The 14,170-nt window shown below is 35.3% G+C and carries 22 protein-coding genes; 4 read left to right on the top strand and 18 right to left on the bottom strand.

Annotated elements, in window-relative coordinates; genetic code table 11:
* Positions 1–159 precede the first annotated feature (159 nt).
* From ACR65M_RS05685 to ACR65M_RS05630, 12 genes are all read right to left on the bottom strand, one after another.
* Complete coding sequence (locus ACR65M_RS05685; protein WP_440272800.1) at positions 160–753, bottom strand: GNAT family N-acetyltransferase; 594 nt, start codon at positions 751–753, stop codon at positions 160–162.
* A gap of 213 nt (positions 754–966) precedes the next feature.
* Positions 967–1,566, bottom strand: coding sequence for a GNAT family N-acetyltransferase (locus ACR65M_RS05680; protein WP_440272799.1), 600 nt, complete (start codon positions 1,564–1,566; stop codon positions 967–969).
* A 154-nt stretch (positions 1,567–1,720) separates the two neighbouring features.
* Entirely contained in the window at positions 1,721–2,239 is a 519-nt protein-coding gene (locus ACR65M_RS05675) for an NUDIX hydrolase (RefSeq protein WP_440272798.1), read from the bottom strand.
* Between the two features lie 138 nt (positions 2,240–2,377).
* On the bottom strand, positions 2,378–2,746 hold the full coding sequence (locus ACR65M_RS05670) for a DUF5412 family protein (protein ID WP_440272797.1): 369 nt from the start codon (positions 2,744–2,746) through the stop codon (positions 2,378–2,380).
* Positions 2,747–2,967: 221 nt separating this feature from the next.
* Positions 2,968–3,375 carry a DUF1761 domain-containing protein gene (locus tag ACR65M_RS05665; protein ID WP_341330206.1) on the bottom strand — a complete coding sequence of 136 codons (408 nt, stop codon included), beginning with the start codon at positions 3,373–3,375 and terminating at the stop codon, positions 2,968–2,970.
* Positions 3,376–3,582: 207 nt separating this feature from the next.
* Entirely contained in the window at positions 3,583–4,092 is a 510-nt protein-coding gene (locus tag ACR65M_RS05660; RefSeq protein ID WP_440272796.1) for a GNAT family N-acetyltransferase, read from the bottom strand.
* 146 nt (positions 4,093–4,238) lie between these two features.
* A complete protein-coding gene (locus tag ACR65M_RS05655; protein WP_440272795.1) occupies positions 4,239–4,907 on the bottom strand; it encodes a DNA alkylation repair protein in 669 nt (222 codons plus the stop codon).
* A 239-nt stretch (positions 4,908–5,146) separates the two neighbouring features.
* Positions 5,147–5,413 carry a hypothetical protein gene (locus tag ACR65M_RS05650; protein ID WP_341330203.1) on the bottom strand — a complete coding sequence of 89 codons (267 nt, stop codon included), beginning with the start codon at positions 5,411–5,413 and terminating at the stop codon, positions 5,147–5,149.
* Positions 5,414–5,560: 147 nt separating this feature from the next.
* Positions 5,561–5,845 (bottom strand): hypothetical protein, encoded by a 285-nt coding sequence (locus ACR65M_RS05645; RefSeq protein ID WP_440272794.1) that lies wholly within the window; start codon positions 5,843–5,845, stop codon positions 5,561–5,563.
* Between the two features lie 99 nt (positions 5,846–5,944).
* Positions 5,945–6,400 (bottom strand): hypothetical protein, encoded by a 456-nt coding sequence (locus tag ACR65M_RS05640; RefSeq protein WP_440272793.1) that lies wholly within the window; start codon positions 6,398–6,400, stop codon positions 5,945–5,947.
* A gap of 272 nt (positions 6,401–6,672) precedes the next feature.
* Entirely contained in the window at positions 6,673–7,029 is a 357-nt protein-coding gene (locus ACR65M_RS05635; RefSeq protein WP_440272792.1) for a hypothetical protein, read from the bottom strand.
* 84 nt (positions 7,030–7,113) lie between these two features.
* The gene (locus ACR65M_RS05630) at positions 7,114–7,614 is read right to left on the bottom strand and encodes a P-loop NTPase family protein (RefSeq protein WP_440272791.1); all 501 of its coding nucleotides are present in this window, start codon (positions 7,612–7,614) and stop codon (positions 7,114–7,116) included.
* 89 nt (positions 7,615–7,703) lie between these two features.
* Between ACR65M_RS05630 and ACR65M_RS05625 the strand changes: the two genes are divergently transcribed.
* The gene (locus ACR65M_RS05625; protein ID WP_341330198.1) at positions 7,704–8,303 is read left to right on the top strand and encodes a lysophospholipid acyltransferase family protein; all 600 of its coding nucleotides are present in this window, start codon (positions 7,704–7,706) and stop codon (positions 8,301–8,303) included.
* Between the two features lie 82 nt (positions 8,304–8,385).
* Here the strand turns inward: ACR65M_RS05625 and ACR65M_RS05620 are convergent, their stop codons facing one another.
* The gene (locus ACR65M_RS05620) at positions 8,386–8,946 is read right to left on the bottom strand and encodes an ATP-binding protein (RefSeq protein WP_440272790.1); all 561 of its coding nucleotides are present in this window, start codon (positions 8,944–8,946) and stop codon (positions 8,386–8,388) included.
* Between the two features lie 117 nt (positions 8,947–9,063).
* Here ACR65M_RS05620 and ACR65M_RS05615 point away from each other — a divergent pair, with 117 nt between their 5' ends.
* On the top strand, positions 9,064–9,420 hold the full coding sequence (locus tag ACR65M_RS05615; RefSeq protein WP_440272789.1) for a YobA family protein: 357 nt from the start codon (positions 9,064–9,066) through the stop codon (positions 9,418–9,420).
* Positions 9,421–9,477: 57 nt separating this feature from the next.
* On the opposite strand, the gene ACR65M_RS05610 is transcribed toward ACR65M_RS05615, so the two are convergent.
* Positions 9,478–10,704, bottom strand: a complete 1,227-nt coding sequence (locus ACR65M_RS05610; protein ID WP_440272788.1) for an MFS transporter — start codon at positions 10,702–10,704, stop codon at positions 9,478–9,480.
* Between the two features lie 138 nt (positions 10,705–10,842).
* On the opposite strand from ACR65M_RS05610, the gene ACR65M_RS05605 reads away from it, so the two are divergent.
* The gene (locus ACR65M_RS05605; protein WP_440272787.1) at positions 10,843–11,319 is read left to right on the top strand and encodes a glutathione peroxidase; all 477 of its coding nucleotides are present in this window, start codon (positions 10,843–10,845) and stop codon (positions 11,317–11,319) included.
* Here the strand turns inward: ACR65M_RS05605 and ACR65M_RS05600 are convergent.
* Positions 11,314–11,814, bottom strand: a complete 501-nt coding sequence (locus ACR65M_RS05600) for a DNA-deoxyinosine glycosylase (protein ID WP_440272786.1) — start codon at positions 11,812–11,814, stop codon at positions 11,314–11,316. The two genes, ACR65M_RS05605 and ACR65M_RS05600, sit on opposite strands and share 6 nt — an antisense overlap.
* A gap of 53 nt (positions 11,815–11,867) precedes the next feature.
* Between ACR65M_RS05600 and ACR65M_RS05595 the strand changes: the two genes are divergently transcribed.
* Complete coding sequence (locus ACR65M_RS05595) at positions 11,868–12,311, top strand: SRPBCC family protein (RefSeq protein ID WP_440272785.1); 444 nt, start codon at positions 11,868–11,870, stop codon at positions 12,309–12,311.
* A gap of 29 nt (positions 12,312–12,340) precedes the next feature.
* Here ACR65M_RS05595 and ACR65M_RS05590 read toward each other — a convergent pair whose 3' ends face one another.
* The 3 genes from ACR65M_RS05590 to ACR65M_RS05580 form a co-directional block, all read right to left on the bottom strand.
* Positions 12,341–12,946, bottom strand: coding sequence for a hypothetical protein (locus ACR65M_RS05590; RefSeq protein WP_440272784.1), 606 nt, complete (start codon positions 12,944–12,946; stop codon positions 12,341–12,343).
* Complete coding sequence (locus tag ACR65M_RS05585; protein ID WP_440272803.1) at positions 12,943–13,218, bottom strand: autorepressor SdpR family transcription factor; 276 nt, start codon at positions 13,216–13,218, stop codon at positions 12,943–12,945. Before ACR65M_RS05585 ends, ACR65M_RS05590 begins: the two co-directional genes overlap by 4 nt.
* Before the next feature lie 132 nt (positions 13,219–13,350).
* On the bottom strand, positions 13,351–14,142 hold the full coding sequence (locus ACR65M_RS05580) for an MBL fold metallo-hydrolase (RefSeq protein WP_440272783.1): 792 nt from the start codon (positions 14,140–14,142) through the stop codon (positions 13,351–13,353).
* Between the last annotated feature and the right edge of the window lie 28 nt (positions 14,143–14,170).

The raw sequence follows: 14,170 nt of genomic DNA, 5'->3' as shown, positions 1-14,170 counted from the left end.
AATATTAAACAAAAAAATAGGCGATTTTGTGTTTTTAGGAATTAGCATTAATTTATTAAAGCACTACACTACATTTAAGTACAATCCTTCACAATGTATTGATAGTTAAACACTTAAACTTCTTCCATATAGAATTTTTTTAAAAGAGCATTATGGCAATTAATATTTTTTCGCTAATAAATCTATCAATTTTTGTTTAACTGAGTCCCATTCAATATCAATAATACTGTAAAAAATATTGTCGTGAATGGTACCGTCTGCCTTTACCCTATGTTTACGAAAAGTACCCTCTTTTGTTGCCCCTATTCGTTCAACTGCTTTTTGAGAACGTAAGTTTTGTCCACTAACTGAAAATTGGACACGAAGGACCTTTAATTCTTCAAAACAATACTTAAGTAATAAAAATTTACATTCGGTGTTTACCTTTGTTTTCCAAACCTCTGGTGAAAGCCAAGTCCAACCTATTTCCACATTACGATTTACTTTATCAATATCGCCAATGCGAGTTGTCCCTATTACTTGACCTGTCATATTATCCTTAATAATAAAAGGTATTTGTTTACCTTCCTGCTTATTATTAACAGCCATTATTAATATTTGTTCCAAATCATCCACTGTGTTAACTTCTCGCCAGGTATATTTCCATACTTCAGGGCTTTGTAAAGCTTTAAACAAGACTTCCTTATACTTGATTTCAAGAGGAATAAGTGAAATTGTATCTCCTTCAAGAGTTATATCTTTTTCAATTTTCATCGCAACTTTCTCCCTTTTTACCTAAATATCCAACTAGCAGTTGTACCTATAAATTCCATACTAATAAGGAATTCTCCTCCTTAAAAGATTGTGTTCTTCTTCTTCTTCAACTAAACTGCACCGTTAGTTAAACAAGAAAAAACCGCCTTCGTTACAGCTCTGATTTTCAACTCTTGCACCCGTTCGTTTAAGTGTAATCCCTCACATTCAAAATTAACGATCTGGAAATCTTTTTCGTAAAACAGTTATGAATCCATTCAAAATATTGTGGCTCACAGCAAAACCTTTTCGTTTATAAAATTCTAATGCATCATTACCATTTGAAACAAAAATAAAATAATCCTCTATATCATCAAATTGATACAACCATTTCATTGAAATATCAAATAGCCTTGAGCCAATCCCAAATCGTCTATATTCTTCTTTTATATAAAACTGAGATAAACACCCTACATTCTTTCCATTAACAGAAGAAAGGTCAAAGAAAGTTGCGAAATCATTCGAGTAGGCTTCTTTAGGAGAGATATTTGAATAAACATAACCAACTATTTGATCCCCATCTTTTACAACCACTATTTGATTGTCTATAGCACTTTTTATAGAAGAAAGCATCCTAGTCTCAAAATTCATATCATCAAACAATTCAGGTGTAATTTTTGCCTTTGATTTTTGAAAAACCATAAGTTCATTACACAACTCTTTACAAGAGTCAGCTTTTTCAATTGGTAAAACTTCATATTTTAAATGCATCTTTTGCTTCACACCTTTTGATATTTTACTAAAAATTATAATCATTCCATCCTTATCTAACAATTCCGTATGTTTCGTTTTATAACTTCAACAAAAAAGTGCCTCAATCCTTCTTAGATCAACGCACCCCTTACTTTAAGTACAATACTTCACCATCTTTTATACGCCTTTATAAACTTAATTCCTTAAATGCGTTATCATTGCAAAATTACACATCTTACAGACGAATACAGCCATAATGATGTCGACCTTCAAAAAGAAACGCAATGAAACTCTCATAGTAAGGTATGAATTTTTTTTGTTCGATTAGCTTTATGATTTCCTCTTTAGAAGCCCATTTGGCTGCTTGTACCTCTTCAGTCTGTAACTTCAATTCATTCAAATCAACGTCATATTCAATTAAATAAAAATCATCAAAGCCACGTTCAAAGTTAATAGTAAATAATGGACGTATCTTTTCGAAGTTATAATGAATCCCTAATTCCTCGAATAACTCTCTTGAAGCAGCCTGCTGACTGGTATCGCCTGCAACCGCACTACCACCACAAGTGATATCCCAAAGGTTCGACCATCCTTGCTTAAAGGGCTGACGCTGCTGAATGAGCATCTCTCCTTTTGAATTAAATATACATACGTGTACTACTAAATGAAACTCGTCTGATATCATTTCATCTCCACGAGTTATTTGTTTCTCTATTTTATTACGATGCTTATCATATAAATCCCACTTTTCCATTGCTAAAACTCCTTATGTATAGTTTTGTAACAAGATAAAACTGACGGTACTCCATGTTAAACTAAACTGCTTCGTTCGTTAAGTAAGGAATACACCTGCTTAGGATTTAAGTCAATTCAATAAAAATGTTTATAGGAACTATAAACTTCCTTTTTTTACTCCTTCTCGAATATGCCAGTATTCTTCTGGTAGTTCTAACGGGACGTTATTAATAAGGACGGTATCATCATCAAGCCATTCAATTTTCGCATTATCCACTTCATCAAAGTAGATAAATTTTGTTTCTTTATTCTTTTTGTTTATGGTTAACTCCCCCAACACGATAGGAGTGACCGTATCTGTTTTAGAACGAAATATTTTTATTGTGAAAGATTCATTTGGAGAGGTAGATTCAAAAAGGTATTCATCATTGAAGCGTGTATAATCAAAATAAAACCAATCAATACAATAGATAGCAAGAAATACAAATAGCAGGATATAAATGGGACGTTTAATTTTATTTAGCAATCTTTCTCCCCCCAGAATTTCACAAATGGTGGTTAATCCTTCTTGGATTCACGCACCCTTTTGTTGAAAAAAATTATTACTTGTTTGTTTTCAATGTATTTTTGCGTAAATAGTCCAACATTGAACACAAATACGACAAAACGGTCATTCTACTAGAGTGACCGTCATGTACTATTAAAAGTATCTTATCCGAAAAGATCCAATAATTTTGAGTGAAAGTATCAAGAGAAACTCCCTATAATGATCCCAGCAAGTATCATGCTGATCACATGAAAACCAGCCGTTATCATGTAAAGTTTCAACTTCATCCCCTCATATAGGGCATTCGTGGCAGAAGTGCCTGCGATGATAAGACCTACTAGTAACCCGAGCCATAACCCATCTGCCCAACCACCTATATTTGCCCACTTGGCAATATTCGCTAACAAAAAGGAATTAACAATAGCCATCAAAATCGAACTAGTCATCACTTTTCCCACGCTGGGTAGATCCTCTTGATTTAATCCCTTTAATGTTTGCCAAGTATTCCAGAATACCTTTGGTGAATACCAGATTGAACCAAGAATACAGATAGCAACCGCACTTAAAATTACTGCTAAATAACTGATTGCACCAAAATCAAAATCCACTTTCTTCCCTCCAAAAAAACTCAGGTCTTACTAATTTTTCTAATCAATTATATAAATAATAGTCTTTATTAGCAATGGTGGACGACGGAACTGTCATACTGCTCCAGAATTTCCTTGTTATAGAGATATTCCATATACTTCGCAACTGGAGGTAGATTTGTATCAATAAGTAGAAATACCTTTCTCTCGTTAACTTGTGAAGAAGGACTACATTAATTCTTTACCCATGATTACATATGGCTGTTTCGAATTGCTTGGGTAAAAAGCTTCTTTTAGAACCTTCCAATGCAAAGACTCATATAGTGACCGGGCAGAATTATTATCGTTTTGAGTTGTTAATATAGCGGTCTTGTTTTCAAGGTTTTCTAATAGTTTTGTACTTAGCAATTTACCAAGCCCCTGTTTTCTGTATGATGGATGGACTGCTAATTCAACAAATTCAAAACAATCTTTTAACCAATTATGATACTCTTCTGAATTAAATTCCTTTGCAAGTAACTCGTGATAAAACTGTCCAGGTAATGAAGTATACCCATATGAAAAGCCTATTACTTTGTCTTCTTTAGATAGGATTACGAACCCTCTATACCCCTTATATGAGCTATGTTTTATAATCCGTTCTTTTATCGAATTATCCTCACTCTTCCAAACTTCTTTATATAGGTCAGATACTTGTTGTATTATTTCGTTACTTGCTAATTCTAGTATTTTTACCATCCTTCTCCCTCCAATAGAAAACTTCGTTAGTTGAAAAAGAATAAAGTTCTTATTTGAAACGACTGAAACTTTGCCAAGAAGAAGGACGATCACCTTTATTGTGGAAATCGTCCTTATTTATTTCCTTCTGAACAGTACAGAGGTAACTAGTTTTTATTTCGTTTATTTACTTCAATCTTAATGAACTCTGGCAAATAGTTGGGAGTACATCCTTTTGATACTTTTTCATCTTTGTAAAGTCCCGTTTTCTCACCAAGTTTAATACAACGTGCACGATTCTTTTCATCATAAACGCCTATCCAGCCAGCGGTAAAATTCATAGCCCATTGAACTTCCGGTTCTTCCTGCGTAATATTAGCTTCCATTGCAGATAGCAAGTCCTCGGTGTTATCAGGCGGTGTTTGTCCAGTCCATCTCAACCGCCCTTGATAATACCAGAAAGCTCGCCTTTGAAGAGCAGAAGGACTATTTTCCCATGACTCCATCAATGCAATCTTCTTCTTGTCTTTGGTGAGCTGATTAGCCATTAACCAGTCCATTAAGTTATTTCGCTCATCAAGAGTGTGAGTCTGCATATCCTTCTCAAGCTTATTTAGCACATCTGGTGAAAGAAGTTTTTTGTCCATAATTAAGATTGCTAATAGTCTGGGCAAAAACTCTTCGGTTGACCATAGTTCCATAGCTAGTTCGTGATCCTTTTTAATGTCCTTCGCGATTTTTCGTAAGTCGCCTAGCTTAGTTTTACTATTAATCTGAGCTAGAATGTTTTCTGCTTTTGAAGAGCGTTTTATTTCTGTACCTTTATTTTCATTCATTTTATACAACTCCTTTATTAAAGCACTGTTTCATAATATGTACTTGATGGCATATATCAAGAACTCAATACTGTAATAAGTCTTATTGCAGTGTGTGCATCCAAAGTTTACCTTTTTCTATATTTTAGCATACACCCTATTAAAGCTTTCTCCCCTATAATAGGAGAGCAACTATCGTTAATTTACTTACTTTTAATTGAATACGAAAAGTGCACTCCTTTTTTAATAAACGCTACTCATTAGTACAGTAACTTTTTATATAAAAATATAAAAATTCCACAGATAACGGTTACACCGATAAATGTTAATAAGTAAATAAAAGGAGATATAGCCTTACCAAAAACAACATCATTTTGAAGTGTCTCACCTTTATCCCGAGCACTTACAATATCTAGTTTGTAGTTTCTTGTTTTTATATAACCGACTACCATTTGACCAACGATATAGACTAAGTGAATGATAACTGAACTCATAACTGCTTGAAGAACTGTTTTTATTTTGGTCATCCCTTCCACCATAATATCTAAAATCGTTATTCCATTAACCTATTCGTCAGCAAAGAAGGGCTGCTTATTACGCAATCGCTACCCGTTGCTCTACATAAAGACTTACAGATTAATTGCGTTTTATATAAATGATATGACAATCATTCTTTATTTCTTACCTTTTCGTTCTAAAAGTATAGGTGCTATATTTAGTATGATAGAAACAATTGTCAAAAACCATAATGCCCTTTCCATACTAGGTACTACATCCTCTAAAGCTGCCCAATCTTTCACTTCTACCCAATCCGAAACAAGACTGTATTCTGCACAAAGTGTTAATGCTGTAAATGATAAACCCATCGCCATAGCAAGCTTATAATCCTTTCCAGCTGTATACATATAAAGATTTATAAAAGTAACAATGATTGCAATAACCCCGAATATTATCCACATAACTATACCTCCATTGATTTCTTATTGAACAAATCTGCCTGTTAGTACTAAAAGAAAAAGCTGCCTACGAGACAGCTTTGATATTGACTCTTGCACCCTTTAGTTAAAAAACAGTAGACCAACTAATGTACCAAGTCCTGTTTCCCAAAAAAATAAAAATAGTAACATAATGAAAAACCAAGAAATTCGCCAAATCCGGTTGGGACGTGCAAATTGAACAAAATAAAAAATTCCCCAAAATACAAATGAAACTCCAGTTGCAAACAGCGTATAAGGTTCTGCTCCTCCGCTAAATTCAGCCCCAAATAAGGCTATCGTGTTAAAAGCCAGTAACATAAACAAAACGATAAAGTTATTTGTATGAAACGCCTTTTTACTCAAGTTTCTTAAAAACAAGATTGACGCCATTATTACTAATAAACCTATAAATATGAAAGGCATTGCAAGAGCAGTAAATGTTCCACCGTCATCTTTTATCATCAACACAATGCCAAATGCAATTACCCCGACACCAATAAAAGCCAGTAATTTTCCTATTTTAGACAATTTATTCATTTCAGACCACCTACCTTGTAATTATTACGTTCTAAAGGGTAAAGGTTTCTAAACTGAGTTGCTTTTAAGAATAGTGATTCTACATACAATGATTAAATCCTTCTTCACTAACCTGCCCTGGTAGTTAAAGATCCAACAAAGAAGGGCACTCTCCTTGAATCACCCACACCCGTTTAGGCACTGCTATTAAAAATGAGTTCGGTCACCAAGCAGTTGAAAAAATGCAAAATACGTACCACAAACACAAAAGCCAGGAAATTTGACCTGGCTTTTTATTTTGAACGTCCCATCAATTTCATTAGTAGTTTTTTAGGCAATTCATAATGAGCTATTAAGATAAGCAAATATAAATCGAATAACCAAATATTTGAGCTTATATCATAATCCTCGTTGTTTATTTTCTTTTCGAATTCATTCATCAAACCTATTAATAAAGCACAAACAAGAAAATATAGATATTGTGTTAACACATAAACCCAATCTTCTTGAGTTCCTCCTATTGCAGCAATCCCTGAAAATACAGTTACTACGAAGAACCATATACTTAATAAAATGGATATAATTAAAATAATAAATCGAACAAATCCAAAAATATATAAGGCGAGAGTTTTTATTTTTATCACCACCATTATGTAAATATCCTTTGGAAAAGGCCTACTGTTTCACCACTAAAACGAACTACTTACCTTTTTAGGGTGTTTTTTTATTACTCTCTACAATTTACGCATAAAATCATGAATTTCCTTTTCCCCTCGTAGGATGACCACAGTTTTATCCTTTGCTAATCGGTTAAGCCTTTCCTGCATTTTATGTATTCTTGGTTTATAGGTCGTCCAGATGAATTTGATAAACTTCCAATCTAACTTTTCAGTGCAGCCAAGGTCTGAGCGTTTTTTTCCAATGTGTGTTAAATAGCGTTTGAGGACACGGTATAAGCACATATATCTTGGTAGTTCGAGATAAATAATGGTATCGGCTTGCTCTGCACGAAGGTCGAAGGTTTTGCTATAATTGCCGTCGATAATCCAGGTATCTTTCGTTAGAATCTCCTCCTGAGATTGTCTGAATTCCTCAAGTGTAGCCTCCACCCATCCTGGTTTCCAAAAGTAGCTGTCTAAATGGAACACGTCAATTCCAGTTTTATTACCTAATTTTTGAGCAAATGTAGATTTTCCAACGCCAGCAGATATTCCGATTACCATGATTTTTTTCATGCAGATCCTCGCTTTTTTGGTATTTTCGACCCATTCTTTCATGCTATAATCTTACTAGTTTAGAAGTTTTTTATGAAGGGGTAAGTTACGTGTATCATTTTATTGCAAATTTAGTAAAAGGCATCCTTACAACTACAGGTGGAATTAAGGTTTTTAACAAGGAACAGTTGCCAAAGGACGGTGCTTATGTTGTTGCCTGTACGCATACAGGTTATATTGATATTTTGTGGCTTGGTGTTTCCCTACTCCCTCGACAAATACACTATATGGCAAAAAAGGAATTGTTCAAAAACAAATTTATTGGTGGCTTTTTAACAAAGTTAAACGCATTTCCAGTAGATCGTGATAACCCTGGTCCGAGTGTGTTAAAAATTCCATCTAGATTACTCTCAAAAGGGGAAATCGTGGGAATTTTTCCAAGTGGAACTCGTACGAATGAGCAGTCCGCGCTTAAACAAGGAGCGATTACGATTGCACAGCGCAGCAAGGTACCAGTCGTTCCCGCTGTGTATATTGGGCCAAATACGATTGGTGAATTAATCAAGTTTAAAAAGGCAAGGCTTATTTTTGGTGAACCCATGTATATTGCCTCTCCAGATATGGACGCAAAGCAAGCACGTGAGCATTTCACACATGAATTGGAAAGAAGATTGGAATTGCTTCGAGATGAATTAAATAAGAATAACTGATTTGGAAAACGCTTTGGCAAATGTGAACTGCACATTTTCCTATTGTAAGATCATACAGTTTCACACAAATGCCAAGCGTTTTTTATAATTGAAATCTTTCTTTGATCATTTTGGCTACTTCTACAGCGCTTAGGTGTGTATTGTCAATTTTGATGTAGTTATCGAATGTAATTTCACCATCAAATGAATTCAAGCGATGTTTTTCCATTGTCTTTTTAATGTCATTCTCAGACCATTCAATATCCCTTTTTTTAGGTTTATGTTCAAGACGATTTGGCGTTTTATTCCTTTTGAGTCTCTCTTCCAAGTCGGCTTCAAGTTCTACATAATAAACCGTTGCCCCTCTTGATTCAAAAAGCTCAGATAAATTTTTCACGTACTCCCAATCTGACTTCATATCAAACATCCAAACATACGTAAAAATCATGCCATCTAAATCGCTCTTTGATACTTCTTCAAAAATCTCCTGACGAAACAATTTAACTAATCGTTTCCCCTCTTTTGTACTATAATCAAAAAAATGACTGACTAAATCGATTGTCATGTGATTGTGAAACAGCTTTAAATCTGTTATTTTCGCTAGTTCCTGTCCTACCGTCATTTTCCCAACTGCTTGAGGTCCAAATAAATGAACAAATTTCATCTCCCTACCCCTTTGCTTTTCAAATATTTTAACATAATTTTACAAAAAATCACGTACTATTTTTCTAGTTCGTAACCTTTTCACATGAATTTTCGCCAAATAAGATGAGGTGAGAATATGAGACGAATTGTTTTACTTTTTAGCTTTTTCACTTTGTTGCTTGCAAGTTGTGGAACAGGCGGGCAATCGGGCAATAGTGCCGAAACAACCATTACTGGCTACATTCTTGGGATCGGGGAGCGAATCCTAGTCAATGAACACATTACTGGAGCCGAATTTGAGACAAAAACAGATCAAGAAATTTATGACGAGTACTATTATTCAAGTATTTTTTTCAACGTTAGTTCTATTGACAAGTCAGTTGTATCTAAGCTCGAGGTTGGGCAAAAAGTAAAAATTGTGGTGGATGGCGGGATTGCGGAGTCTGCCCCAGCTCAGGCAAAAGCTAGTAAAGTTGAGATTGTTGATGAGTGAATGCTGCGACTTTTAGGGTCGCAGCATTTTTCATGATTTGAGCTTATGTATACATATCTATCCTGCCTTATCCTCTGAAAAGTACACTTTTTTCGTCGGTTGAGAAACAAGGATGATCACAAAAACGGCAAGCACCACGCTAACAATAGACAATGTAACAATCGTGTAGCGTAACTGCAGGAGGTCGCCCATGATTCCAATAAATAATAGGAAAACAACAGAAACTGCACTTTGCAGCACACTTACAATACTTGTGACACGACCCATGATTTCCACTGGTACATTGTTTTGATAAAAGGTGGTAAAGCCTGTATTTGAAAAGGCAAAAAAGAAGCCTAATATAATAAAACCAGTGGCTGCCATCGTAAAGGATGTGGACAGGGAGTAGATGAAATAGCCTGCTGCAAGCATAAAGAGTCCTGTTCCGATCAGGGCGCGAATCGATAGAAATCGTGAAATAAAAATCACCAATAATCCTCCAGCCGCATAGCCAATCCCTGTTACACTCATTAGTAAGCTATACTCCACTTCAGTTAGACCAATTACCCGTTGTGTAAAAACAACTTCCTGCGAATCCATAGCCATCGTAAAAATATCAAATATAACAAAGCTGGAATAAATGATCATCACAAATAATGCCTCTTTTCCAAAGCGAATAACCACTTTCCAATCTTCTAGTAAGTTCTTCATTTGAAATTTTTCCGTTATGTCATTTTGATTCCTATCAATATTCGGTAAAAATGCGATGAGTATAGCAGAAATGACAAAGGAAATGGCATTACTATAGATGGCGATTTCAAGACTCCCCACGATGAGGAGCACACCTGCAATCGCAGGTCCTGTGATAAATGCACCTGAAGAAACCAAGCTTCTAATCGAATTAAACGTCTTCCGCTGTTCCTTCGGGATGAGGGCAGTCATATAAGTAGTTGATGTAGGATTAAAAAAAGATTTAGCAACACTGATTACAAATAATAAGGCATAAATCATCCAAATACTTGGAAGTAATGGGATGATGGCAACCGCAACAGCTCGGACGATATCTGTGATGATCATGATCTTCTTTTTATTGGAGCGGTCAATAATGCTTCCTGACCATCCATTTACGAGGATTGACGTAATTGGACCGACAACCCAAAGAGCAGCAACTGCTGCGGCTGATCCGGTCATTTTTAAAACAAGTAGATTAATAGCTACAAGATAAATAAAATCCCCCAAAGAGGATAATCCTAACCCAGTTAATAGCATCGCTGGGAACTTCCACTCTTTCAACGACTGGTTCATTCTACACCCTCATTTTTTCAAAAAATTCTCTCTCCACTGAATCTTACATGAAAATCTGTATGAAAAGAAGTCCAAACTTGAATCCAAATCTAACATCATTTACGATTGGGATAAGTCGTACTTTAGGGAGTGGTAATAATGGCAAGTGTGTATGATTTTGAAGTAACCATGCCAAATGGTGAAAGAAAAGCGCTGAAGGAATATGAAGGAAAACCACTAATTATCGTCAACACAGCAAGTAAATGTGGATTTACACCCCAGTTTAAGGGGTTGCAGGAGCTTTATGATAAATATCAAGAAGATGGTTTAGTTGTTCTCGGGTTCCCGTCTGCACAGTTTGGAAATCAAGAGTTTGAAAATGTTGATGAAACAACTTCATTTTGCGAAATAAATTATGGCGTAAAATTCCCGATGTTTGCAAAAATTGATGTAAATGGTGAGAAAGCCGACCCATTGTTTGAATACCTAAAAGAACAACAAAAAGGTGTTTTATCAAAAGCGATCAAATGGAATTTCACCAAGTTTTTAGTAGACCGTAATGGCCAAGTTGTGGGCCGCTATGCCCCACAAACTGAGCCTGAAAAAATGGAGGAAGACCTAAAAAAAGTGTTATAAATACTCTTTAATCTTTTTCCACTCTTGGAGCTTGCCTTCAAGAGTTTTATTGTATTTTCCGGGAACGGGGCTTGTGGAAGGTAGTTTAATCACCTCATGATTTGGAAAGCGATTAAGCCCAATGTATTTTTGATAGCTTTTATAGGCTTTTGTGCCATTACAAACGATTAGGCGAAGGGTTGGGTTACATTTAACAAAAGACTCAATTTCGTTCGGTTCTTCATTTTTAATATTTGAATCCAAACTTCCTTCACGTTGGCAGCTATATAGCACGTCCCAAAGGGCAATGTTTTTGTCTTTTATAAATGCAATCTTATCCTCGTATTCTTCCTGCTCGAGACTATCAAAAAGCTGGAACATGATTTTCCAAAAATGATTTCGTTTGTTCCCGTAATATTCTTGTTTCCGAAGTGACTCTACACTTGGCATCGAACCAAGGATTAATACTTTTGGGTCTTCTCCAACTACAGGATCTAGTCCAAAAATTCTCTCCACAAATATCACCTTTTCTGCTATGTTTAATCTAATAAAAATGACGAGGTATTCCTATGAAACAATCAATTGTTATCGAAGCACCCATTACAGACGTATTTGACTGTATTGCGAAGGCCCATTTGCGTGAAAAATGGTTTCCGAATGTGACGTCTATCCATTATTCTAACCTCAAGCACGAATCTCATCCTGGTGCGAGCTTTCAGCTTACAGCCGTGGAAGAAAAAGAACAGGTTACATTACAGGGGAGAAATAAGCAAGTTACCCGCCCATCGTTCTTCGCTTTTGAACTTGAATCACAAACCTATAAGATGACTTTTTCGTATCGTTTACAGCACCATGCCAATCATACCATTATCGAGCAAGAGTTTGAAACAACGTATTTCCGACCTGTTATGAATATGATTGATAAGCTATTTAAAAGTTCAGCCAAACAATCTGGTGAGTTTGTTCTTAACAGTTTAAAAGGTTTCTGTGAAGCTAGGGTAAGACCTGAATAGGTATTCCCTAGCTTTTATTCTTGCGAAGCTTAACATTTATTCAAATGAGTTTTATAGGCTCTAAATGAAAGTAAGATGGAAATCAATAATGTACAAAAAAGGACCGTTAGGAACCCACTTAGTATGAGGTGCTCTGGAAGTAATGCACAAAATAACATCACTAATCCTCCTATAATCAAAGGAATAGAAAAAGGACGTAAGACAATGTTCCAAACTTGGTGAGTTGATTTAGATAGCACTGAGGATGTTGGCATTTCTAGTTGAAATCTCGGAAGTGTATTTGCTGTGGTGATAAGGACAACCCCTACGCTTAAAGGGACTAATAGGATTAGATTAATGTCAAAACCGGATACAGATAATATTAAACCTATATGGAGAATGGTTAATAGTAGTGATAAGGCCAAAAATATATTTTCAAGTCCTTTTTTAAATCGTAGGTAGGAATCAGGTGATTTAATCAGTTTGGGAAGTATAAACAAGTTGCTGTTAACAATGACCATGGCTAATGGGATGCTAAACAATATGACTTCCTGAGGACCATATATTGTATTTTCTACGGAAGTGGTAGCCAATATAAAAATACTGATCCCAAATGAAAACAGGGTTAAAATACTTATAAAAACTTTATTGATCATATATTCTCCTCCTTTTTATTTGAATGGAACTGTATAATCCATTTCAATACTTCTTGAAAAACAGTTGAATTTAATGAATAGTAAACATACTGCCCCCTTTTTATCGCAAATACTAATTCAGCATTTTTCAATACAGATAAGTGCTGTGAAATACCTGCTTTACTCATTTCAAAATGTTCAGCAATCTCACCAGCCGTCAAATCTCCTTTTCTCAAAAGGTCTAAGATCTTTCTTCTATTCTCATCAGATAAAGCTTTAAATAAATCATTGATGGCCACTTATACGACCTCCATCATCGGTATTTAAGTAATTACTTAATTACTTAAATTATATCCAAAAGGAATTAATTGTCAATAGAAACAATACTCCCTTAACAATTAAATTTTTTTATGTAGAATATCTGCCTAAGATTTTTTATTACCACCGATAATTGAAGTAATAATATGCAAAGTATCCCACTCACCCTCTGATACAAACGTAATTGGGTATCTTCTTTGGAAAATCTTTTGATTAATTTCTTCTATGGAAAGCCCAATTTCATATAGATTTTTTACTTCGCCGCAAAGATTTTCAAGGTAGTCAAGCTTTTGTTGCATCCGTTTTTGTCCATCTTGTATGTAGCCGGCATGACAGCAAAACATTGGACCGAAGTCATGGGTAAGAACCTTCCGAATTGAGTCCAAGATTTGAGGGATAGATTCAGACCTCATTATTACCTTTGTTTTTGGTGATACAAACAAATCGCCTGTGAACAAAATTCCAGTTTCTTTATTCAATAAAGCAATATGGTCCTCAGCATGGCCTGGTGTATGTAATACTTTCCACTCTTTTTTCCGAGACTGTATTGTATCTGATATCGGAAGTGGTCTGAATGGCTTTCGTTTGCCCCAAATAATTTGGCGATATTGTGGATATGGGGCAAATTGCAAGCAAGTGTCGACACCGAGAGGCGATATATAAATCGGAACATTAAGGTTTTCCTGTATCCACGGAGCTGTACCTGTGTGATCTTCATGACTATGTGTTAATGCAACAAGATCAAATGATGCTTCTTTTAAAAAAGGAATAATTTGAGTTTCATAGCTTTTAGCTCCAGTATCAACTAACATTCCATCCGTTACGAATAAAAAGAGGTTTGGCATATTCGGAACCTCTAATTCAACACAAGTAACATTTTCTCTATCGTATACTTCCATTTGGTTCACACTCCCTATTTAATCACCT

Source organism: Ferdinandcohnia sp. SAFN-114 (genome assembly GCF_059415045.1).
The sequence above is the reverse complement of the archived record's forward strand: the minus strand, read 5'-3'. Positions and strand labels throughout refer to the sequence as shown.